General features: G+C 43.8%; 22 protein-coding genes. 13 read left to right on the top strand and 9 right to left on the bottom strand.

Annotation, left to right across the window (positions count from 1 at the left end; all coding sequences use genetic code 11):
* Nucleotides 1-134: 134 nt before the first annotated feature.
* The 6 genes from K08M4_RS16360 to K08M4_RS16335 all read left to right on the top strand — a co-directional run bounded on the left by K08M4_RS16360 (nucleotide 135) and on the right by K08M4_RS16335 (nucleotide 5,061).
* Nucleotides 135-896 (top strand): energy transducer TonB, encoded by a 762-nt coding sequence (locus K08M4_RS16360; protein WP_086050656.1) that lies wholly within the window; start codon nucleotides 135-137, stop codon nucleotides 894-896.
* Nucleotides 897-898: 2 nt separating this feature from the next.
* A complete protein-coding gene (locus tag K08M4_RS16355) occupies nucleotides 899-1,600 on the top strand; it encodes a MotA/TolQ/ExbB proton channel family protein (RefSeq protein WP_086050655.1) in 702 nt (233 codons plus the stop codon).
* On the top strand, nucleotides 1,597-2,010 hold the full coding sequence (locus K08M4_RS16350) for an ExbD/TolR family protein (protein WP_086050654.1): 414 nt from the start codon (nucleotides 1,597-1,599) through the stop codon (nucleotides 2,008-2,010). The genes K08M4_RS16355 and K08M4_RS16350 overlap by 4 nt, the downstream gene beginning before the upstream one ends.
* 181 nt (nucleotides 2,011-2,191) lie before the next feature.
* On the top strand, nucleotides 2,192-3,082 hold the full coding sequence (locus K08M4_RS16345) for a heme/hemin ABC transporter substrate-binding protein (protein ID WP_086050653.1): 891 nt from the start codon (nucleotides 2,192-2,194) through the stop codon (nucleotides 3,080-3,082).
* A 159-nt stretch (nucleotides 3,083-3,241) separates the two neighbouring features.
* Complete coding sequence (locus K08M4_RS16340) at nucleotides 3,242-4,279, top strand: FecCD family ABC transporter permease (RefSeq protein WP_086050652.1); 1,038 nt, start codon at nucleotides 3,242-3,244, stop codon at nucleotides 4,277-4,279.
* Nucleotides 4,279-5,061, top strand: coding sequence for a heme ABC transporter ATP-binding protein (locus tag K08M4_RS16335; RefSeq protein ID WP_086050651.1), 783 nt, complete (start codon nucleotides 4,279-4,281; stop codon nucleotides 5,059-5,061). Before K08M4_RS16340 ends, K08M4_RS16335 begins: the two co-directional genes overlap by 1 nt.
* 407 nt (nucleotides 5,062-5,468) lie before the next feature.
* Here K08M4_RS16335 and K08M4_RS16325 read toward each other — a convergent pair whose 3' ends face one another.
* The gene (locus K08M4_RS16325) at nucleotides 5,469-5,930 is read right to left on the bottom strand and encodes a TetR/AcrR family transcriptional regulator (protein WP_086050649.1); all 462 of its coding nucleotides are present in this window, start codon (nucleotides 5,928-5,930) and stop codon (nucleotides 5,469-5,471) included.
* Between the two features lie 529 nt (nucleotides 5,931-6,459).
* Here K08M4_RS16325 and K08M4_RS16320 point away from each other — a divergent pair.
* Nucleotides 6,460-6,780: a YfcZ/YiiS family protein gene (locus K08M4_RS16320; protein ID WP_086050648.1), complete on the top strand. Its 321-nt coding sequence runs from the start codon at nucleotides 6,460-6,462 to the stop codon at nucleotides 6,778-6,780.
* An 18-nt stretch (nucleotides 6,781-6,798) separates the two neighbouring features.
* On the opposite strand, the gene K08M4_RS16315 is transcribed toward K08M4_RS16320, so the two are convergent.
* On the bottom strand, nucleotides 6,799-7,098 hold the full coding sequence (locus K08M4_RS16315) for a YnjH family protein (RefSeq protein ID WP_086050647.1): 300 nt from the start codon (nucleotides 7,096-7,098) through the stop codon (nucleotides 6,799-6,801).
* Between the two features lie 101 nt (nucleotides 7,099-7,199).
* Between K08M4_RS16315 and K08M4_RS16310 the strand changes: the two genes are divergently transcribed.
* Nucleotides 7,200-7,799, top strand: a complete 600-nt coding sequence (locus K08M4_RS16310) for a hypothetical protein (protein WP_086050646.1) — start codon at nucleotides 7,200-7,202, stop codon at nucleotides 7,797-7,799.
* Between the two features lie 178 nt (nucleotides 7,800-7,977).
* Here K08M4_RS16310 and K08M4_RS16305 read toward each other — a convergent pair whose 3' ends face one another.
* A complete protein-coding gene (locus K08M4_RS16305) occupies nucleotides 7,978-9,084 on the bottom strand; it encodes a 1-acyl-sn-glycerol-3-phosphate acyltransferase (protein WP_086051493.1) in 1,107 nt (368 codons plus the stop codon).
* A 175-nt stretch (nucleotides 9,085-9,259) separates the two neighbouring features.
* Here K08M4_RS16305 and K08M4_RS16300 point away from each other — a divergent pair, with 175 nt between their 5' ends.
* Nucleotides 9,260-9,886 (top strand): AraC family transcriptional regulator, encoded by a 627-nt coding sequence (locus K08M4_RS16300; protein ID WP_086050645.1) that lies wholly within the window; start codon nucleotides 9,260-9,262, stop codon nucleotides 9,884-9,886.
* A 121-nt stretch (nucleotides 9,887-10,007) separates the two neighbouring features.
* On the opposite strand, the gene K08M4_RS16295 is transcribed toward K08M4_RS16300, so the two are convergent.
* On the bottom strand, nucleotides 10,008-10,499 hold the full coding sequence (locus K08M4_RS16295) for a hypothetical protein (RefSeq protein WP_086050644.1): 492 nt from the start codon (nucleotides 10,497-10,499) through the stop codon (nucleotides 10,008-10,010).
* A 22-nt stretch (nucleotides 10,500-10,521) separates the two neighbouring features.
* Nucleotides 10,522-11,043: a nicotinate-nicotinamide nucleotide adenylyltransferase gene (locus K08M4_RS16290; RefSeq protein ID WP_086050643.1), complete on the bottom strand. Its 522-nt coding sequence runs from the start codon at nucleotides 11,041-11,043 to the stop codon at nucleotides 10,522-10,524.
* A gap of 109 nt (nucleotides 11,044-11,152) precedes the next feature.
* Between K08M4_RS16290 and nadE the strand changes: the two genes are divergently transcribed.
* Complete coding sequence (gene nadE, locus K08M4_RS16285) at nucleotides 11,153-11,983, top strand: NAD(+) synthase (RefSeq protein WP_086050642.1); 831 nt, start codon at nucleotides 11,153-11,155, stop codon at nucleotides 11,981-11,983.
* A gap of 111 nt (nucleotides 11,984-12,094) precedes the next feature.
* Here the strand turns inward: nadE and K08M4_RS16280 are convergent, their stop codons facing one another.
* Entirely contained in the window at nucleotides 12,095-13,951 is a 1,857-nt protein-coding gene (locus tag K08M4_RS16280; protein WP_086050641.1) for a hybrid-cluster NAD(P)-dependent oxidoreductase, read from the bottom strand.
* A gap of 216 nt (nucleotides 13,952-14,167) precedes the next feature.
* On the opposite strand from K08M4_RS16280, the gene K08M4_RS16275 reads away from it, so the two are divergent.
* Entirely contained in the window at nucleotides 14,168-14,326 is a 159-nt protein-coding gene (locus tag K08M4_RS16275) for a YqaE/Pmp3 family membrane protein (RefSeq protein ID WP_086050640.1), read from the top strand.
* Nucleotides 14,327-14,528: 202 nt separating this feature from the next.
* Nucleotides 14,529-15,557, top strand: a complete 1,029-nt coding sequence (gene pyrC, locus K08M4_RS16270; RefSeq protein ID WP_086050639.1) for a dihydroorotase — start codon at nucleotides 14,529-14,531, stop codon at nucleotides 15,555-15,557.
* Nucleotides 15,558-15,730: 173 nt separating this feature from the next.
* Here pyrC and K08M4_RS16265 read toward each other — a convergent pair whose 3' ends face one another.
* Nucleotides 15,731-16,636: a DUF808 domain-containing protein gene (locus K08M4_RS16265; RefSeq protein ID WP_065605233.1), complete on the bottom strand. Its 906-nt coding sequence runs from the start codon at nucleotides 16,634-16,636 to the stop codon at nucleotides 15,731-15,733.
* A gap of 174 nt (nucleotides 16,637-16,810) precedes the next feature.
* On the opposite strand from K08M4_RS16265, the gene K08M4_RS16260 reads away from it, so the two are divergent.
* Nucleotides 16,811-17,737 (top strand): M14 family metallopeptidase, encoded by a 927-nt coding sequence (locus tag K08M4_RS16260; protein WP_086050638.1) that lies wholly within the window; start codon nucleotides 16,811-16,813, stop codon nucleotides 17,735-17,737.
* A 200-nt stretch (nucleotides 17,738-17,937) separates the two neighbouring features.
* Here the strand turns inward: K08M4_RS16260 and K08M4_RS16255 are convergent, their stop codons facing one another.
* Both K08M4_RS16255 and K08M4_RS16250 read right to left on the bottom strand, forming a co-directional pair.
* Nucleotides 17,938-19,545 carry a BCCT family transporter gene (locus K08M4_RS16255; RefSeq protein WP_086050637.1) on the bottom strand — a complete coding sequence of 536 codons (1,608 nt, stop codon included), beginning with the start codon at nucleotides 19,543-19,545 and terminating at the stop codon, nucleotides 17,938-17,940.
* Nucleotides 19,546-20,039: 494 nt separating this feature from the next.
* Nucleotides 20,040-20,612 (bottom strand): aldolase/citrate lyase/malate synthase family protein, encoded by a 573-nt coding sequence (locus K08M4_RS16250; protein ID WP_017094519.1) that lies wholly within the window; start codon nucleotides 20,610-20,612, stop codon nucleotides 20,040-20,042.
* Nucleotides 20,613-21,075: the final 463 nt, after the last annotated feature.

Below are 21,075 nucleotides of genomic sequence, written 5' to 3'. Positions count from 1 at the left end.
AAAGCCTAGAAGACTATTTGCTAAAACTGAGAGAATCATAAATAGACGCAAATGATAATGCAATTGATAATTGATCTTATTTAGATTCTAAGCAATAATCCGATACATATTTTAGATTTGGTGAAGGATTGAATGTGAACGTACCTAGATATGTTATTGCAGGCGGCGCATCGTTAGTGATTCATGCGGCGATGTTATTTGTCGCTCAAGAATCCAAAGTATTTGCAATGCCTGCTGGTAGCCAATCGAACACGGTATCGATCAACTTCACTCCAAAGAGCATTCCCTCACAAGCTCAGCAAAAAACCGTTACAGACCCGGTTGAACCAGAACCAATCACAGAAACGGTCTCACACCCAGAACCTAAACCTGTCGAACCGAAAGCGGTGGAGCCAAAGCAAGCCAAACCTACACCAAAGAAAAAAGCGATCACGAATAAGCCTCAACCCAAGAAAGTAGAGAAAAAGGTTGTTGAGAAGAAAGTCGAGAAAAAGCCGATTCAAAAAAAACCGGTGACTCAACCAGAAAAGCTGGCCGACAAAAAAGTCGATAAAAATAGGGACGAGTCCGCCAACCAACCTCGACAAGTTAACCAAGGCGTATCTAACCAAGAGCCGGTGTTAATCACTAGACCCTCTTTTTCAGCTCGCCCAACACCACCAAACTACCCACGCCAAGCAAGGCGCCGAGGCGTTGAAGGTGTCGCAACTTATGAGGTCTGGTTAGATGCTGAAGGAAAACAAATCAAACAGGCATTAGTTAACTCATCAGGCGCACTAATGCTCGATAACGCTGCATTGAAAGCCATTAAGAAATGGAAGTTCTCACCTCACACTGTCAATGGTCGAGCAATTGCTCACCGTGTACAAATACCTGTTCGTTTTAAGTTGGATTAACCATGCAACAAATCAGTTACTTACAAGATCAACTTGGCCTAATGACATGGCCTCTTCTTATCTGTTCAGCCTTAACAGCAATGATCATCGCAGAGCGTGTCTTCCAAGTCATGCTAAGCATTGGGGTTGGCAAACGCGCTATTCGTCGTGAACTCAATCAGATTTCACCAACCAACAGCAAACAAATCGAAGCATTAGCACAATCTATTTCTGGTAAACGACCACTGCTTTACAAGGGCGTGTCGATGCTGCTTGCACACCACTCTTTTTCAAAGGGATTACGTGAAGATGCCGCTGGAATTTGGCTACAAGAAAAACGCCACCAGCTTCATGCGGGATTGAGACTGCTTGGTTTGATCGGCGTGATCAGTCCACTGATCGGACTGCTTGGTACGGTACTGGGGCTTATTGAGATGTTCAAAGGCGTTGCCGCTACAACAGGCAGCATCACGCCTAATGATTTGGCTGACGGTCTTGGATTAGCAATGAGAACCACAGCCGCAGGCTTAATGATTGCGCTGCCTGCTATCTCCGGTGCTCAGTTACTCGGGCTATGGGCCGATCGAGTTCTAGCTCAACTGGAGCATACATTGAACTATGTAAATGTATGGCTAGAAGGCATGTCGATTCAAACCAATCACTCTGACGATACCAAAGGCTCATCAGTCAATAAAGTCGCCATTGGTGATGTGAGCCAAGCATGATTAAAACGCCTCACTCATCTCAAACACAGAGCTTAGCGCCAGATTTGACACCACTATTGGACATTATATTTATCGTGATGGTTTTCCTTCTGCTGACAGCATCAGTGAAGTTGGAGTCATTAGAAGTCGAACTGCCGAGCTCTGATATTAAGAACGTTTCTGAAGTTCACAAAGATTCGATTAGCGTCAATATCTTAGATCACGAACCTTACTGGGCGATCAACGGCCAAGAGTACATCGACTGGGAAAATTTCAAGATTGCATTGTTAGAAGAAACAGGCACATCGAATAAGAAGCCAATCATCATTGGCGCCGATAAAGCCGCTAACGTTGAGAACTTAGTGAAGTTGCTGTCGTTCTTACAAGAAAACGGCATTCCGGCAACCCAATTACTCACTGAAGAAGGCTAGAACGACTCTTAGATTTTCATGAGGCCTAGCACCTTTTACTTTTACGAAATTGGTCTCTTTATTGATAAGACCAAATAGCCAAAGCCAGCTCTCTATCAATTCAAACTCAACATGCGAACAGGCTGATCACAGAGCATCTTCGCGATTACTCTCCATCAAAAGAAAGTACAAATAACTTATTATGAAAGACTTAAAAATGCTCAACAAATTAAAGAATAACAAACATTTACTCGCAATCGCTGCGATGGGGTTGGTACTAACTGCGCCTATCGCCAATGCTGACGACGTGAAACCACTTAGAATCATCAGTGCTGGCAGTGCGGTTACCGAATTAGTTCTTGCTCTGGGTGCTGAAAAGCAGTTAATCGCAATTGATGTGACCAGTCACTTACCTGAATCCAAAAAGCTGCCAAAGATTGGTTACCACAGAAACCTGTCTGCAGAAGGTTTGATTGCTTTAGAGCCAACCACACTGATTGGGTCAGATGAAATGGGGCCAGACAGCGCGATCTCTCAACTGAAGTCTGTCGGTGTCGATGTCGAGATCGTCAACACTGAAGCGAATGTTGAAGGGCTACTAAAGCGAATCGACCAAATTGCTGAGATTACTCATACCGAAGCTCACTCAGAGAAAGTCAAAGCTGAAGTAAATCAGAAAATAGCAGCACTACAGGCAAACCAAGTACCAAGCAATGAAGCGAAGAAAGTTCTGTTCCTATTACTGCATGAAGGTCGTCCTGCAAATGTTGCTGGCAGTGAAACATCACCCAACGCGATCATTGAATTGGCTGGCGGTGTCAACCCTGCGGCTAAAAGCCTGACCTCATACAAGCCCCTATCAATGGAATCACTTGTTGAGATGCAACCTGATGTCATTTTAGTAAGCGGCCGTAGCCATCAGAAAATGGGCGGCGCTGATGCCATCCTTAAAGCGTTACCTATGTTAGCGGCAACGCCAGCTGGCATGAACAAGCAAATCATGACCGTAAAGGGCAGCGCTTTAGTTGGTGGGCTTGGTCTTGAAAGCCTTTCGGAAGCGAAGCGATTAAACGCACTTATCTATCCGCTATAACTTATTTACCCGTTATAACTTATTTACCCGTTATAACTTATCTACCCGCTATAACTCACTACCCTATTTTTACTGTTACTTGCTCAATCCTCATTACCGCGTCGCTTTCGCAAAGTCGGTAACGAGGATTGAAGCTAGTGATAGACATTGAGGCTCTTTATGTTGTTACGATCCGTCCCACTAAAAACATCGATGTTAAGCTTCGGCGCTATCCTAGTCTTAACCGCGTTGTACTCGGTCACCGTTGGGCCTATGGACATAAGCTTAGCTGACAGCGCAGCCAGCCTACTCCAACCCAACAATGACTTAGCTCCCCACATCAATCTGGTGATTCAAGAGATCCGCTTACCGAGAACCATCTTATGTATGCTAATCGGCGCGATTCTCGCACTATGTGGTGCGGTCATGCAGGGGCTGTTTCGAAACCCGCTTGCCGAACCTGGCATCATAGGTGTCTCTGCAGGAGCTGCATTAGGCGCGGCGTTGGCCATTGTTCTGTTCTCTGAACTTTCACTGCAATACCCTGCCTTTATGAACTTTGCTGCCGTTCCAGTATTCGCCTTTTTCGGCGGAGCCTTAACCACCCTGTTGGTTTATAAGCTAGGTACGGGTAAGTTCGGTACCTCGGTGACCATCATGTTATTGGCAGGTGTGGCGATTAGCGCACTATCAGGCGCAGGTATTGGATTTTTGAACTTCATTGCCGATGACCAAATGCTGCGTGATCTTTCATTGTGGTCGATGGGATCGTTAGCGGGTGCAAAGTGGTCAGGTATTTTGCTTGCTGCTGTCACGCTCGTTGGATTGTTTGTTGTTTTCTACCGCCAAGCAATGTCACTAAACGCCCTGTTGCTAGGTGAGTCAGAAGCACAGCATCTTGGTATTCCAGTACAAAAACTCAAGCGAAAGCTCATTCTGCTAACTGCCGCAGGCGTTGGGATCACGGTTAGCCTATCTGGCATGATTGGCTTCATCGGCCTTGTTATTCCTCATTTAGGCCGTATGTTGGCAGGCCCCGACCACCGAATTTTGTTACCACTGTCTGCCGTTCTTGGCGCACTGTTGTTAACCGCCGCAGATATGTTTTCTCGTGTGGCACTTGCACCAGCAGAACTGCCTGTAGGCATTGTCACTGCAATCATCGGTGCTCCTTTCTTCTTGTATCTACTATTTCAACAGAAAGGGAGAATCCTTTAATGTTTCCTTCAGCACTCAAAGCGACCAACATCGAAGTGAAATTCGGTAGTAAAGTGGTATTAGATGGCGTTTCTATTGAGATTGAAGCGGGAAAGGTAACCACACTGCTTGGGCCAAATGGCGCAGGGAAAAGCACGTTACTTAAAGCTTTGTGCCAAGAGATATCAAGCACGGGTGATATTCACTACTTTGGACATGCCAAAGATAAGTGGCCCTCTCAAAAGCTGGCAAAGCACTTGGCTATGCTTCCTCAACACAGTACGTTGACCTTTCCATTTTTGGCTCATGAAGTTGTCGAACTAGGAGGAATACCTCTGCAAGAGTCCAACAAGACGCTCACCAATATAGCTAGCCAAAAAATGGACGTTGCCGATGTGTCTCACTTGAGCGAAAGACTTTACCCTTCTCTATCCGGCGGGGAAAAGCAGCGTGTCCACTTAGCTCGAGTGTTAACCCAGCTTCACTACTCTGGTGATCAGTGTCTCTTGATGCTTGATGAACCAACGTCTGCATTGGATCTTGCCCACCAGCATAACACCTTAAAGATAGCGAGAGATCTCGCAGACAACCACAACGCAGCGGTTATCGTGGTATTGCATGACCTAAACTTGGCCGCTCAGTATTCCGACCGATTAGTGGTATTGAAAGATGGACGTTTGGTGTGCGATGGCAGTCCTTGGGATGCGCTCAAACCTCCAATGATCGAAGACGTATACGGCTACACAAGCATTGTCGAAAAGCACCCAACGATGAACTTCCCTCAGGTTCATCCCGCACAATAAGCTCAATTAAGAACAGGTTCGTTTTGAGTATTCGCTTTCTCTAATAACCACACCATTCAACGCCTCGATTTCTTCGAGGCTTTTTATTGGCTCACAGCCTCTCTCTCGCCTTAAAATCAATTTTATTAGTTACCATAGCAATGCCCCTTAAAACGGCTCACCTTGAGCGTTTGAGGCTCTAGAAATAAACATAATCAGTTAGTGTTGCTAAGCTTTTCGCAATTAAGGCTGAATGCAAGGCTCGAGCGTAAGCATATAAAAAGAAAAGAAATAACTTCATTTGGCACAAAGAAAGATAACAGAAGCGATATGAGTTCGAGAGAGAAAGAGAAAGAGAAAGAGAAAGAGAAAGAGAAATTGCAGACACAAAAAAAGCCCCCGTAGGAGCTTCTTTCATTGCATGTTGATTATTGGCTCATATGAATCAATGATTTACCAATCAACCACTCTAGTTCTTTGCCACTAGTATCACCAAACTGAGTTTCAGTCAGTTTGTATAAGCGATCAATACCGTTTGCAGCGAACTCATGTGCATTCTCAGCAGTAACGATATGATGGAAAAGTAAACGTAAGATCGCTAGGAACTCAGCATCTTCAAGTGCTGCAACCCAGCTAGCTGAAAACGCATCAAGGCCATTTTCAAAGTCAATGTGTTCCATGAACATCTTGAATATACGACCGTCTAGAGCAGCAGTAAAATCCGTTTTCTTAGGAAAGTGATGACTTATACCTGTACGAGAAACGCCTGTTTGTTGACTCAACGTCGTATATGACATTTTGTCGTAACCCAATCTCAATAATTGGTCTACAACGGCATCCATGATCTTCTGGATCGTGATTTCTGTATCTTCTTTACTACGCTTTGGCATATTCAGGTTCTTCTCTTTGTAAATCCATCTAACTCAACCGAATGAAGTCAGAATGAAAATCGTTATCAGCATTATGTGAGCAAGGTATTTTTTCGCAAGTATTTCCATTAAATACCCACAAATACTTTGTACGAACAATTTTACAGTGTTACCTCTTTGGGCACTTTGTCTAATTATTCTTCGAAAATCACCTTACAACCCTAAGCCGATAAGTTTAAATAACGACTTAGAATATGAAATACCCAACGAAAAATTCATTGTATAAATAACTGTCAAGCGATAGATACTCTTATAAAATCATTCCTGGCGCAACTAAGTGAATGATATTCTGACAAATAAATAACGTACCTCTTCAGGAAAACGTGATATTAATCACATACATATTTATCGTCGCGAATATACATATTCACTAAATATCCTATCAAACAGCATAGCATACTAGTAAAAATTAGTTCAAAGATTTTGATTTTTGTAGATACAGTTCAAATTGCTCGCTAGAATAACCGCAGACTTTGTAAGAGGATTATTTATGAGCCAAGATATTGGTAACAATGATGTATGTGAGGCTTGCGGCTGCGCAGGCGAAATCGGGTTCATCATTAAAGAAGGCGACGATGTCGCTGAAGTAACGGTTTACGGTAACTCTAAAGCGCTCATTGAAACTGAGTTTGCTAAGTACGTTGAGCTTGCTAAACAAGTGTCTAGCAACGTTGAGTTTGAAGCATCAGAACTGACAGAAGAAAGCACAGAATTAAATGCTCGCTTTAAGTTTGAAGTCAGCGCTGAGAAGATTATTTTCGAACTTAAGACTCGCTCTCTAGCACGCCAGCATAAGCACCAAAACGCATAACACTAAAAGACGAGTTTATTACTCGTCTTTTTTTAAAATTTCAATCCAGCCAAGAGCACCATTGGTCTCAAAATCATTTTCTGCAGCACATCGAATCAAAACTCCTGAAACTTCAACGACCGCACCTAGGCTATAGGCCTTATCATCATAATAACAAACTCGTTGCTGTGAACCACTCTGAGTGACGACGACTGCAGCCTTAGCAGGCGTTGATATTATTTTGTTAGCATTCGCTGATACTGAACAAAATACAGAAGTTACAATCACAAAGCCTTTTAGAATTTGACGCTTTATTTCAATCACAGATTCGCCTTTCATTGTGTTCTATTCTTTTTTACCGACCAACAAATGAGTAAAACACTATGCGAGAATAATTTTTTCATTATAGTGTTAACGTCTATCGTAATAAGAAGCTTGTTATGCTCCGAATAATTGTACTTATTATTGGTTCTTTAACCATAACAAATGTGACTGCAGAACCACTCGATCAGTATCAAATATTGAACCATCTGGATAATTACGGAAACTTATATTTACGAAATAAGCCCTATACATCGCTACCGACAGGATTGATCGTCGATGGCAACCTAAATATAGAAAATACTGCGATCACACGTCTACCCAAAGGTTTGGAAGTAGAAGGAAGCCTGAAAGCAGGAAACAGCCAATTAGCTCGCGTTGCAGCAGGAATTAAGATTCGTGGGTATGCCGATTTGATGGGAAGCCAAATCACCAAATGGCCACGAGGCGTCAAAGTGGGTGGATTTATTAACCTCACGGACACCCCACTCCAGAGGCTACCCAATGGCTTTAGAGTCAAAGGTGACCTGAGTGTCATTCGTACGCCTTTGACAGAGCTACCCAACGGGATAGTGATTGATGGCGACCTATATATTGGCGGCTCTGCAATTACAACATTTCCCGATACCATGACGGTCAAAGGCAATATCTACCTAGGTGGTAACACGATTACCACGTGGCCGACCCAATTAGATCTTGGTGGTGCTGTTGCTCGCTAGTCCATTCGGGGATCATCAGTATTGGGAGATCATAAACATTGGAAGATCAATGGTATTGGGCGATCAATAGATTATGTGACTTACATTTTTGGTCAGCTATAAATACAAAAAAGGAGCCCAAGGCTCCTTTTTCAATTCAATCAAGTTACTAATCAACTTACAAGCTAACTAACGCTCGTTAACCAATATTCTTCACTGGGTTCGCATAGCTATCGATCAAATACTGACGAGCACCTTGTGGCAAACTCGATAGCTTTTCTTCAAACTCCTGCTTAACCGCCGCTGTAATCGACTCGTCTTCTTTTTCTGCAGCTAATAAGTTCACAGGAAATAATTTGTAGTTATCGTGGATCTGGCGGTCAATCTCTTGAGCAAGTGCTTCAGGCGTATCGAAATCTTGGTCGATAACCTGACCAAAACCAACATGAACGTGCCCTTTATTGCCGATGATGCCTTGAATGATACTTTCGATATCTTCAAATTCACCTTTTTCGTAACTACCGTTAACGTCTTTTTCAAAAAGCTCTATTGCTTTCGCTGTGTCACATGGATCGTTTTCGTATGAAATAGCCACAGGAACGATCTTCAATGATTTCACGTATTCAGGGAAGGCTATTTTCTGCTTACGGCCTTCAACGTGGAACATCTTCAAGATTGCAGGCTCTGTGAAGTCATTGCCGTCTTTTGCACGACCTTCTTTCTGAGCGATCCAAATAGAGTTACCTGTTTCTAGAGAGTGCTTAATGTACGAAGACAACTGCCCTAGCGCTTTCATCATTTCACGTGGCCCTTTTAGAGAACGCTTTACGATGAAGCTTTTGTTCAGACGCATCAATTCAGTTGCACATGGCTTCTTTAGTAGGTTATCACCAATGGCAATACGGCAAGTTTGATGATTTTTCAGATGCAAAGCGTAATTAACTAACGCTGGATCCATAGCAATGTCACGATGGTTTGATACAAACAGGTACGCTTGGTTCGCATCCAGTGACTCTAAACCTGTGTATGTCACTCCTTTGGTGGTTTTAGCGAGCGTATCGCGTAAATACTTTTTCACTTCAATTTGAATGGATTCAACGCTAGTCAGCTTGCTCCATTTCATTTTCAAGTACACTCGCAAGATCGGGCTCATTAATGTTTTGAACCAAGACGCATGGTTTGAAAAACGGTAGTGCAAGATCGCACTGATAAATTCTTCATCATTAATAAGACGGTTTAGTGCCGCAGGAATTTCATCATCGCCGTAAGGACGAATATCAACATATGGATCGGTTGGAGAGGTCATTTTTTCATTCATATAATAAAAAGCTGGCTCATTCTACGCGTTGTTTTGACTTATCGCAGCTACAGAGCCCATACTTTTGACAAGGTCAGACCAGAAACATCGAAAATGCCCTGTTATTATTGGCATTCTTTAAGATTAACGGTAATCTTGACGCCCCAAGACTAAGGTACTATCTATGAACTTCGCTATTGAATATACATCGGCTTACTTTTCACATCTGGTGATTACACCACGCAAAAAAGTACTCAAACATAGCCTTGTATCGGTTCAAAGTGGTTTGGTTTTGATTAAGCTGGGCAAACAAGAGTATGCCGTTGAGCCAGGTCAGAGCGTCTGGGTTCCCTATGACTGTCTAACATCATTGACCTACTTTCCAAATACACAGGTTAATCGTGTCGACTTTTCAGTGCGCTTGACGGATTCATTCCCAAGACAAGCGGGATACGTCACCCAAACGAACCTATCTTCTGCGTTACTAGAAAAGCTAGAGCTTACTAAATCTCGTACTCTGAAAGCGAATAATACCGAGCAAGCGTTTAAAGATATGCTTTCTGTGCTCAAGCAAGAAGTGTTGGCGTTTAAACCACTGCTTTGTGAAAGTGCTCTGTCTCAGCGCTTCAATCAATGGAATGTTGATGACTCTAACTTACCGCAAGAGCACACCTTGGTGATGGTAATGCGCGAAGCGAAGAAGCGCATGCAATCAGGTCAGAAACGTACGCTTGTGATTGATGACTTATTCTCCGGCAAAGAGGAAGAGTTCGAACAATTGTGTATGCTCGTGTTTGGTGAAGATTTATAGCTTGGCGGTAAGTCAGGGCTGATATTTAAACTAGCAAGCCAGATACTAAAAAGCCGCAAAAACTGAGTTTTTGCGGCTTTTTTAATTATTAGCACCTAGAGGAAGCTTAATAACCACCTGTCTAGAATGGCAGTTCAACCTGCATCATTAAGTCTGCATCACTAGAGTCATGCCAACGGTAATCAAAGCGCATACGCGGCTGCCCTTCAACTTTATCACCAAAACCTATGCTCAGCTGAAGGCCATGGTTCATCAACCACTCTTCTGTCGACATATCATACTGTTCATCTTCCAGCTCTTCTGGAAACCACATACCGAGACCAACATAGTTAGACTCAAGGCTCTGAGTTAATAGAGGTGCATCTTTGCTTTGAATAACCCAATCAGACCAATAGTCTGCCGTTGATTCAGGTTCATCTTCGCTTAATCCGCTGAGCTCCATCATACGTTGACCGAAGGATTCAAGGCTCGTAGATAAGTCTAAACAGTTATTTTCATCGTCAGAAGTCAGCATGATCGAATCTAAACTAAAGAAATCACAATCAGCGTGAGCAGGCATACTGCATGCTGCAATGATCATCGTCGCTGGTATCGCGCGCTTTAGCATAGTCATCAGACCTCTTAAATTAGTGAATCTACATTATTGTATACAGTTCACCATCTTGCAATATCTTTGTAACTGACTTTGTACTCAATTTCGCAACATTGCTCCCATTTTGCAAAGCAAGGCGGATATCGGTACTACGAATTTTCACTTTTTCGGGGCAAGCCATCACAGACCAACGTTCCGTTATCTCATCTGCTTTATGGAAAGATGAGAACTTAAAGAAGTTGTCAGGGCCAATAACGAACGTGAGTTGCGCATCACGATGTAACTTCTGAAGTTCACTAAGCACCGCATAAGTGGTCACACTTTCACCTGGAGTAAATAAGCTCTTTTCGATCAAAGAAAGCTCCACTTGATCCAGTGAAAGATCGCTAATAAATGCGTTAACTAACTGACATCTCGTATCAAAGTCTAGCATCTCTTTTCCCCAAGCATGGGCAATACTTGGAACGAGTAGAATTTTGTCAAAGTGAGCCAACGAATCAATGACACTTTTGTGCCCTAAGCTCGGTGGATTAAACGCACTACCGAAAATGGCTATTTTTTCCATTATTTATTGCTGCCTTCTCTTTCTAAGCTTGTGCAAAGAGGTTTTTAAATCGGATGATTTAGGTATGATAACACTAGATTTTTAATTTGCTTGCAGGAAAGGAATACGAATGGAACAGTTAATTCGTGACGAAATGCGCGTACTACCTTCAATTGACCCTCACTTCGAAGTGACTCGTCGTGTGGAGTTTATCAAAACGAAACTTCAACAGTCAGGATGCAAATCACTGATCCTTGGTATCAGTGGCGGTGTAGACTCAACAACCTGTGGCCGCTTAGCACAAATGGCAATCGACAGCTTGAATGAAAACGCTGGCAGCAATGAATACCAATTCATCGCGGTTCGCCTGCCTTATGGTGAGCAAAAAGATGAAGACGAAGCACAACTTGCACTCTCTTTCATCCAGCCTTCTCAATCAGTTTCTGTAAACATTAAAGCGGGTGTTGATGGGCTTCACGCAGCATCTCACGTTGCTTTAGAAGGTACGGGGTTACTACCAACAGATTCTGCGAAAATCGACTTTGTGAAAGGCAATGTGAAAGCTCGTGCTCGTATGATCGCACAATACGAAATTGCAGGTTACGTCGGCGGTCTTGTGATTGGTACTGACCACTCAGCTGAAAACATCACAGGCTTCTACACTAAGCACGGTGACGGCGCCTGTGATTTAGCTCCTCTGTTTGGCCTGAACAAACGCCAAGTTCGTGAACTTGCAGCAATGCTAGGGGCTCCAGAGCAACTTGTTAAGAAAGTGCCAACCGCTGATCTAGAAGAGCTTGATCCACAGAAAGCCGATGAAGCAGCCTTGAACCTTTCTTACGATCAAATTGATGATTTCCTTGAAGGTAAAGAAGTCCCTCAAGACGTATCCGATCGTTTAGTGAGCATCTACAAAGCAACACAACACAAGCGTCAACCTATCCCAACGATCTACGATTAATTTTCAGAATTAGTCTCAGAATCAAAAAGGCCGGAAGTTCATGCGAGTGAACTTCCGGCCTTTTCTATTTAATGTTTTTGAATGCGTTTTTCTTAATGATCTAACGAGTCGTTAATCAACAACTTCGATATCCGTTTGAGGCACACTGCAACACGCCAGTATCTGACCCATATTGCGTTCATGTTCTTGCAGCGCTGGTACATCCGGTTGATGAACTTGACCTGACTCAAGGGTCACTTTACAAGCACCACAGAAACCGGCACGACAGCTTGATGCAATAGACACCCCCGCCGATTCAGCTTGCTCTAGCAAGGTTGATTGATTATTACCTTCGAACAGGTAGCCGTTGACACTTAACTGTAGCTGCTTCACCGTCTCTTCGGTTGATTGAGCGACACCAAACGCTTCTTGGTGGTAATGTTGAGGATTGAGCCCCATTTGAATCAGTAGTTTCTTTGCATTATCCATAAAGCCATCAGGGCCACACACGAATGCTTGGCGCTTGTGTAACTCTTCAATTTTAGCGACATGCGACACACTCAAGCGCCCAGATAAACCATCCCACTCTTTGGTTGGTTGGCTTAATGAATAAATCACACGAAGACCCGCATGTTCACAGGCGATCTTATCAATCTCAGCTTGATAAGGAATGTCTTCTTCGCTGCTGCATTGATGATAGAAAACCACATCATCGATCTGATCATGATCAGCTAAATAACGAAGCATCGACAGCATTGGAGTAATGCCGCTGCCTGCAGACAAAAGCAATAGTGGATGCTTAGGGTTTTCTTCTAGATAGAAAGCACCATCTGGATTTTGAGCAACTAGCGTGTCGCCCACTTGGAAATGATCATTCAACCAGTTAGAGATTTGACCATCGTCTACTCGCTTTACTGAAATCGCTAAGCGACCTGCGCGTGATGGACTAGAAGATAAGGTGTAACGACGAGAAATCTTCTCGCCATTAATCACCATCTCGATCGGTAGATGTTGCCCTGGCTGGTAATTTGGTAGTGAGTGGTTCTCTTTCGCAGGCTCTAACCAGAACGTCGTAAAATCACGAGCGATCTCTTCGCGTTCAACACAAGTCAAGTGTAGCGATTCTACCCATGTATCTTGGTAGTGCTCTTTTTCTTTAGTTTCTAATACTTCAACAACATCACCGGCTTTGACTAAGCCTTCATTTTTAGCCACAAGGTTTTGGCCAAAGAAAACGCCACCGCGCTCGTTGGCTCGGAATGAAGAAAAGGTGTTAAGCGGCTCTTTTGTCGCTCTAAGCTCGCCACTCTCGACATCAACCGTGGTTAGGATACATCGTTCACAAGGCTTAACGGATTCAAATTCAACCTCACCAATTCGGATACGCTTCCAGCTATCTTCAGCAAAAGGTTCTGTGTTGGAAACAACAAAGTTGGTGCGGAACTGATCCATTGAATGGGTTTCAGGGCTGCGGCGATTGAGTTCATCAAGAGAGGCTTGGCTGATCACTAACATTGGGTAACCGTCGGCAAAGCTCACATTATGACCGAGCTTTTCTCGAACACGATTCGATTGCTCGCCAGAAAACAGTAGCTCAACGCGCACGCCCAACACATCACTGAACCAATCATCGGCTTCATCACATGTCGTGTATGCCGTGAAGCTGTCTTTCCACACCGTTGCTGGTGCTTCTTGCATTTTGAAGTTCGCGTATTTTAAACGCAACGGTTGTTTACCTTCATAAGTGAAGATCAAACCGTCTGGTTGCAAGCTAGAAGATACCTTGACCATTTTAGGGTACTTACGTGCCGTCACCATTGAGCCGTCAGCTAACGCCAACATAAAACGTCTGTCGAAGGTAAGGCCCTGTTTTTCGACCCAAGCAGAAGAGAGTGCAATCCCGCCCACTGACTTAACCGGAAATACATTGATTTGAGATAGAGAAGGCACTTGCTGTGAAGCCTTTTGATCTGACGGTAGCTGCGACATAACGATTCCAATGTTTGTTGTTTGTCCCAATGCTAACAAATGGTTATAAATAGATAAACTGGCAGGCATTAAACACTTGATACTAAGCTATTATCTTGAGATGTTTAGCTTTCTGTTTTGATACATTAAGGCAGCAATGCCGTAACACTCTCCATACGTTCTATACTTTGAACACGATTAATGCATTGAACTTTCATTGAATAAAAAGGATTTATCATGAACAAACTCGTCATTGTCATCTTATGTGTACTACTTCCGCCTGTTGGCGTGTTCTTCGCTCGTGGCGCAGGTAAAGACCTATTGATTAACATCATCCTGACTTTCTTCTTCTGGGTGCCAGGAATGATTCACGGACTCTGGGTGGCGACTCGTTAACCCGCCTCCTACCATCTCCGAGAATTAATACCGAATAAAATACTCAGAAAAACAAGCTCCTAGCCCTGAAGAGTTAAAAATAGGATGAAATGAAAGTGCTTTTCCACTATCATCCTGTCGCCTAAACGTAAGCGATTGCTTTCACAGATTTCGCTGAGTTTAGGCTCCAACTAAATAACACTTCAAATGGTGGGAGCCTTCAATGACACAACTTACGATTACTCGTCCTGACGACTGGCACGTTCATCTACGCGATGGCGAAGTATTAAAAGATACAGTCCGCGATATCAGCCGCTACAATGGTCGAGCGTTAATCATGCCAAACACCATCCCACCGGTAACCGATACCGCAATGGCTCTTGCTTACCGTGAACGCATCATGGCAGAGCAGCCAAGCGAGCAATTCCAGCCTCTAATGGCACTTTACCTAACAGACAACACAACACCTGACGAAATTCGCAAAGCGAAAGAGTCTGGTGCAGTAGTCGCTGCAAAGCTTTACCCAGCAGGCGCGACGACTAACTCGGATTCAGGCGTAACGTCAGCTCAAAAGATTTACCACGTACTAGAAGCGATGCAAGAAGTGGGTATGTTGCTGCTGGTACACGGTGAAGTAACGGCTCACGATGTTGATATCTTTGACCGTGAAAAAGAGTTCCTAGACACGGTTCTAGCACCGATTGTTAACGACTTCCCTAACCTGAAGATCGTTCTAGAGCACATCACGACTGCAGATGCAGCGACTTTCGTTAAGAACGCTAACGACAACGTAGCAGCAACCATTACAGCGCACCACTTGCTTTATAACCGCAACCACATGTTAGTTGGCGGCATTAAGCCACACTTCTACTGCCTTCCTATTTTGAAGCGTAATACGCACCAATTAGCGCTTATCGAGGCGGCAACAAGCGGCAGCAAGAAGTTCTTCTTGGGTACAGACTCTGCGCCACACGCAAAAGGTGCAAAAGAGTCAGCATGTGGTTGTGCTGGTTCATACACTGCGCACGCAGCAGTAGAGCTTTACACTGAAGTGTTTGAACTAGAGGGTAAGCTTGAAAACCTAGAAGCGTTCGCGAGCCACAACGGCCCAGACTTCTACGGCATGCCACGTAACTCAGACACCATCACTCTCGTTAAAGAAGAGTGGAACGTTGCTGGAACCATGCCTTTCGGTTCAGACACCGTTGTGCCAATCCGTGGCGGCGAGACGATTGCTTGGTCTGTGAAATAAACACTTGGTCTGTAAAATAAACGCTTAGTCGGTAAATAAGCGCTCATATTGCAAAACAAGAGCGTGGTGTTAATTAAACACGACCCATTAGATTAAAAGGGGCACCATAATGATTATGGTGCCCCTTTTTCGTTTCGTGGAGAGAGGGTTTTATTAAGACCAATAATGAGCGATTACATACCGCGAATTTTTCCAATCACAGTCCAAACAGCAACAACGATCAATCCAGCTAAAACCCCAATAACACCATTCAACAGCGTTGGTACCACCGCGGTTGCAATCGAATGTCCACTGAAGTCCATAATAATCGGTTCAATTAAATGATGAATCGCAGGGACGTTGTGAACCACAATACCGCCACCAACCAAGAACATCGCAGCCGTTCCAACCACCGCAAGCGTCTTCATTAACTTGGGCGCAAATGCGACTAGCCCGTTACCCAATTGGGTTTTAATGGCACTCCCATTCGATGTTCGCTGGAGATAGAAACCTAAATCGTCCAACTTCACGATCCCTGCAACTAAGCCATAAACACCAATCGTCATCACAACCGCAATCAAACTCACGACAAGAATCTGAGTGACGATACTTGTACCCGTCACGGTACCCAGAGCTATCACGATGATTTCCGCAGATAATATGAAATCAGTACGAATCGCGCCTGCGACTTTTCTCTTCTCATATTCCTCTATGGATTCGCCAGTACTCGTATCCTCTCCCTTTTCATCATCTTGATGAGAATGAGGAAACAGCTTCTCTAAGATTTTCTCCGCCCCTTCAAAACAAAGAAACAGACCACCAATCAAAAGCAAAGGCATGATCAGCCAAGGAATGAAGGCACTGATCAATAATGCCGCGGGCACTAAAATCAGCTTGTTTTTAAATGAGCCTTTGGCAACCGCCCATACCACAGGGATCTCTCGTTCAGCAGAAACACCGGATACCTGCTGAGCGTTCAGCGCTAAATCATCCCCCAACACACCAGCGGTTTTTTTCGCTGCGACCTTAGACATCAGTGCGACATCATCCAACACGGTTGCAATGTCATCCAGTAGCGTTAATAAGCTTGCTCCAGCCATTTTATGGTCTCTTTTAAGGGATTAAACAATTGATAAAATGTAACACCATCAATCCACTCATCAAAGTTATGAGTCTGTAAAAAATAGAGTCACAAGTTGTGTTTTCTATTGCCGTCTCAGCTAGACAGGACTAGTCTGTCTTCATCTTTCACGAACATAAAAGAAGAAGTATAGATGAAAAGTGAATACTCCTACCCAATCGGTGAGCCTGGACAAAAATGGCAACAAGCAGAACGTCAAGCATGGTTCGCTCAAAGAACGGTTAAGCGTGAATATCAACAAGAAGTTGTACCAAAGATTAAAGCACTTGCGGACCGTTTTGATATCGAACAATACGGTGCACTAAGCTACGACGAAGCTCGCTTCCCACTTTTCGCAATTAAGAGCAAAAACTGGGACGAGTCAAAGCCGACCATTCTCGTTACAGGTGGCGTTCACGGTTACGAAACCAGTGGTGTGCACGGCGCGATCAAGTTCGCCGCGACTCAAGCAGAACAATACGCAGCGCACTTCAACATTGTAGTAGCACCTTGTGTAAGCCCTTGGGGTTACGAAGTAATCAACCGCTGGAATCCAAACGCTGTTGATCCAAACCGCTCTTTCTATGACGGTACGCCAGCAGAAGAATCAGCAAACCTACGTGCGTTAGTCGCTTCTTTACCAGAAATCTTAGTTCACGTTGACTTGCACGAAACGACGGATTCTGACGAAACAGAATTCCGACCAGCTCTCGCGGCGCGTGATGGCATTGAGTACATCGAAGGCATGATCCCAGACGGTTTCTACACGGTTGGTGATACTGAAAATCCACAACCAGAATTCCAAGCAGCGGTTATTGCTTCGGTCGAAAAAGTAACCCACATTGCACCAGCAGATACAGACGGCAAGATCATTGGTTCTGAAGTTACCCAACATGGCGTGATCAACTACCCTATGAAGAAGCTAGGCTTGTGTGGTGGTGTGACTGATTGTAAGTACGGCACAACCACTGAGGTTTACCCAGACAGCGATAAAGTAACAGATGAAGAGTGTAATGACGCTCAAGTTGCCGCGGTAGTCGGTGCTTTGGATTACGTAATTCAACATGAATTGAACGCGTAAGCTATTAGCTAATAGCTGCTCCCTAAAACCAAAAGAGCCATAAGTGACGATTCACTTGTGGCTCTTTTTTGTCTTATCTGCTTGTCTTTGATTTCTTCTTGGGCATAAAAAAGCTCCCTTGCACACAGTACAAGAGAGCTTTGAAATAATACTTAATAAGGAGTAACTAGAGAACTATCTACTCCCCATACTTGATTACTTTATTTAGCGGTTTCGCTAACGTTTTCTTGTCCTTTATCTACTTCAGTCAGTAGACCTTTCAACAAGCTGAAACAACCAATCAGAAGAATGATCGTAAACGGCAATGCAGCAATGATAGTGATCGATTGCAGAGCTTGGATAGATTGAGTACCACCAATCCACAGCATCACCATTGCAATAGCACCTGAGATAACCGCCCAAACCACTTTCTGCTTCACTGGAACTTCAAGCTTACCACCCGCAGTCATACCATCGATAACGATAGAGCCTGAGTCTAGCGTTGTAACGAAGAACACAATGATCAGTGCAACTGCGAGAACCGACAGAATACTACCGAACGAGTAAGCATCTAGCATGTAGAACAAGCTTAGAGACACGTCTGTGATGCCTTGGTCAAGGCCAAGTTGCCCTACATGATTAATCACCTGCTCGATAGCCACGCCACCGAAGATAGCCATCCAAGCCGACGTTACCAATGTTGGGATAATCAGTACGCAAAGTAAAAACTCACGAACCGTACGACCTTTAGAAATACGCGCTACAAACATACCGAAGAAAGGTGCATACGCAACCCACCACGCCCAGTAGAACACAGTCCAACCATGCAGCCATGTTGTGTCTTCACGGCCAGAACTTTGGCTCAACGCTACGATGTTATTCACATAACCCGTCACCGCCGTCGCTACGGAATCAAGCACGGTGGTGAAGTTCAGAACAGCGATAAGACCAAGGAATACGAACGCAATAACCATGTTCAAGTTACTTAGGAACTTAACGCCACCGTCCATACCACGTAGAACAGAGATGATCGCCAAGCCCATGATCAGAACGATAATAGATTGCTGAAGGAAGATATTATTTTCCAAGCCAAACACGTGGCTAATACCACTTGCTGCTTGTGTGCCACCTAAACCCAGTGAAGTCGCTAGACCAAACAGCGTAACCAGTACCGTTAGTACATCGATCACATCACCTGTTTTACCCCACACTCGCTCACCCAGAATTGGGTAGAACACAGAACGCATGGATAGCGGTAAGCCTTTATTATAAACAAAATACGCGAGGCAAAGTGCCGTCATGCCATAGATAGCCCATGCATGAAAACCCCAGTGGAACAGTGTCGCACCGAGAGCCAGTTCACGGCCGGCTTCTGTAAAAGGTTCTGCACCGAGTGGCGTTCCGAACCAGTTCGTGAAGAACGCGGTTGGCTCTGCAACACCCCAAAAAATAAGTCCAATACCCATACCTGCTGCGAATAACATCGCAATCCAAGATGACATGGAATAGTCCGCTGTCGCATCTTCACCACCTAGGCGAATCTTGCCCAACGGTGAAAACGCAAGAACCACGGCAAACGCTAGCATGATGTTAGCTCCCCACATAAACAGGAAGTCAAACTTTGATAAAACAGCACCCTTAATAGAATCAATAGCAGCTTTAGCGTCTGCAGGAGGAAGAGCAAGAAGAGTGATGATGAAGAGAAGAGATAAGCCGACTGAGGCTACGAAAACTGTGTTATGGACGTCCATGCCCCATTTACTGACGTTATCTTGACCAACTTGATAGTCAGTAGAATCAATACTGTATTTTTTTGATTTAAAACTCATAAATTATGATGTTCGCATATCCGAATCAACGAATATAAGGACGCTCTCCATATCCAATTACTACTTGATTGGCTCGCCGCACCACCTAAATAGAGGCGATAAAAATCACAATGATTGGTGATAAATGGACTTACTGGCTCAATCCCAAGGCGCGGATTATAGCACAGCTCAAAGTATTTTGACTGAGTTTAAGCTCAATAGTCATCCAAACCAGTGTTGATCGCGATAGTTAACTCAATAAAAAAAGAGCAGTACAAATAAATAAAAAACCTTAATTACAAACACTTAAACCAAAATAATGCACTATAAAATCTCATGAAAACTTTCTACAGATAATATTAACAACAACCTAGTTTGTTTATAGCTCTAATAAAAAAGCCCCGCTATAGGGCGGGGAAATTACCAAAGGTAAAAGAGAAATCAGTGTTCAAATGTTGGTGCTATATCTTGCAACGCTTCTCGCCACAGAGACTGCACATTTCAAAGACTGAACATTAAATCGCGAAGCAAAAACCTAGGTTATAGTCTTCGCCATTCTTTGCCGTGAACTCTTTATCTTCACTTGATGCGTTCGGTCGGCCGCTTTCATCGCCTTTCACTAAGCTCACCCAGTGACGGATGCCAGAAGAACGGCTCGCCTCAGTTTGGCCAAACGTGGTGCATGTCTCTAACTGGATATCTTGAATATCAACCAATTCTAAGTAGCCAGTGCCTTTACGAGCACCGATTGTCACTTCAACGTGTGTACCGCTTTCATCACGAAATAGGATTGCTGAAGGCTTAGACTTATCGCCCGTGAAAGCAACAAAGTGCTTCGCTCGTTTTAAGCCAGTATGTTCGCCATTTTTGAAGTAAACCTGAACATGTCGGTAGTCAATCTCATAGCTCACTGCGTCTTCGTGTGAACCTGCCTCAAGAGGAAATAGAGTATCAAGCAACTGTTTCGCCATTTTTTGTTTTTCGAGCTGCTTGTCTGCTTTCACCATTTCTACGGCAAAGACAGCTTCAGCAATAAATGTTGAATGGTTTCTGTGAAGTTCTGTTTTGTCTAGTGTCAGCATATTCATAATCTTTCCCTCTTACGGCTTTGAATTTCATGTAGGTCAAAAATCCTGATTGACCCTTTTCAAAATTGTTCTTTACTGTGTTGCTTCCATGTATTTCATACTACTTGTATTTCACAAACAATTTCACAACAAAAATTTCACAGTGTTAATTTTACTAAATTGCTTTTTTACACAAACCGGAATTTCGAGCCCCAGTCCTTTATCTAACTGGGTTGAGGACTCAGTAAGAGTACTTTTATGTGTTGTTTGAATTTGTGTAATAATCGACTCAATCACAGTCAAAACGCACGCTATGGTAATCATTTCAGGAAAAAGGGGAGGTGTTTTCGTATTGAAAACAAAAAACACTGTATTATTGAATAGTAACCATAAGCTTCGACCAATGAACATCTGGTCGAAGTCACTCTAGCTCTCACCGACCCACACATAAGCAACACGCAATAGCTATCATCAATAAGGAATC

Source organism: Vibrio syngnathi (genome assembly GCF_002119525.1).
Lineage (GTDB): Bacteria > Pseudomonadota > Gammaproteobacteria > Enterobacterales > Vibrionaceae > Vibrio > Vibrio syngnathi.
The sequence above is the reverse complement of the archived record's forward strand: the minus strand, read 5'-3'. Positions and strand labels throughout refer to the sequence as shown.

Excerpts from the sequence above, each read along its gene's own strand:
- K08M4_RS16275 (WP_086050640.1), top strand. The coding sequence starts at position 14,168 with ATGAACAAACTCGTCATTGTCATCTTATGTGTACTACTTCCGCCTGTT.
- K08M4_RS16345 (WP_086050653.1), top strand. The coding sequence starts at position 2,192 with ATGAAAGACTTAAAAATGCTCAACAAATTAAAGAATAACAAACATTTA.
- K08M4_RS16300 (WP_086050645.1), top strand. The coding sequence starts at position 9,260 with ATGAACTTCGCTATTGAATATACATCGGCTTACTTTTCACATCTGGTG.
- K08M4_RS16305 (WP_086051493.1), bottom strand. The coding sequence starts at position 9,084 with ATGACCTCTCCAACCGATCCATATGTTGATATTCGTCCTTACGGCGAT.
- K08M4_RS16265 (WP_065605233.1), bottom strand. The coding sequence starts at position 16,636 with ATGGCTGGAGCAAGCTTATTAACGCTACTGGATGACATTGCAACCGTG.
- K08M4_RS16255 (WP_086050637.1), bottom strand. The coding sequence starts at position 19,545 with ATGAGTTTTAAATCAAAAAAATACAGTATTGATTCTACTGACTATCAA.
- nadE (WP_086050642.1), top strand. The coding sequence starts at position 11,153 with ATGGAACAGTTAATTCGTGACGAAATGCGCGTACTACCTTCAATTGAC.
- K08M4_RS16350 (WP_086050654.1), top strand. The coding sequence starts at position 1,597 with ATGATTAAAACGCCTCACTCATCTCAAACACAGAGCTTAGCGCCAGAT.
- K08M4_RS16295 (WP_086050644.1), bottom strand. The coding sequence starts at position 10,499 with ATGACTATGCTAAAGCGCGCGATACCAGCGACGATGATCATTGCAGCA.
- K08M4_RS16355 (WP_086050655.1), top strand. The coding sequence starts at position 899 with ATGCAACAAATCAGTTACTTACAAGATCAACTTGGCCTAATGACATGG.
- K08M4_RS16310 (WP_086050646.1), top strand. The coding sequence starts at position 7,200 with ATGCTCCGAATAATTGTACTTATTATTGGTTCTTTAACCATAACAAAT.
- K08M4_RS16260 (WP_086050638.1), top strand. The coding sequence starts at position 16,811 with ATGAAAAGTGAATACTCCTACCCAATCGGTGAGCCTGGACAAAAATGG.
- K08M4_RS16335 (WP_086050651.1), top strand. The coding sequence starts at position 4,279 with ATGTTTCCTTCAGCACTCAAAGCGACCAACATCGAAGTGAAATTCGGT.
- K08M4_RS16325 (WP_086050649.1), bottom strand. The coding sequence starts at position 5,930 with ATGCCAAAGCGTAGTAAAGAAGATACAGAAATCACGATCCAGAAGATC.
- K08M4_RS16315 (WP_086050647.1), bottom strand. The coding sequence starts at position 7,098 with ATGAAAGGCGAATCTGTGATTGAAATAAAGCGTCAAATTCTAAAAGGC.
- K08M4_RS16290 (WP_086050643.1), bottom strand. The coding sequence starts at position 11,043 with ATGGAAAAAATAGCCATTTTCGGTAGTGCGTTTAATCCACCGAGCTTA.
- K08M4_RS16340 (WP_086050652.1), top strand. The coding sequence starts at position 3,242 with ATGTTGTTACGATCCGTCCCACTAAAAACATCGATGTTAAGCTTCGGC.
- pyrC (WP_086050639.1), top strand. The coding sequence starts at position 14,529 with ATGACACAACTTACGATTACTCGTCCTGACGACTGGCACGTTCATCTA.
- K08M4_RS16320 (WP_086050648.1), top strand. The coding sequence starts at position 6,460 with ATGAGCCAAGATATTGGTAACAATGATGTATGTGAGGCTTGCGGCTGC.
- K08M4_RS16250 (WP_017094519.1), bottom strand. The coding sequence starts at position 20,612 with ATGAATATGCTGACACTAGACAAAACAGAACTTCACAGAAACCATTCA.
- K08M4_RS16280 (WP_086050641.1), bottom strand. The coding sequence starts at position 13,951 with ATGTCGCAGCTACCGTCAGATCAAAAGGCTTCACAGCAAGTGCCTTCT.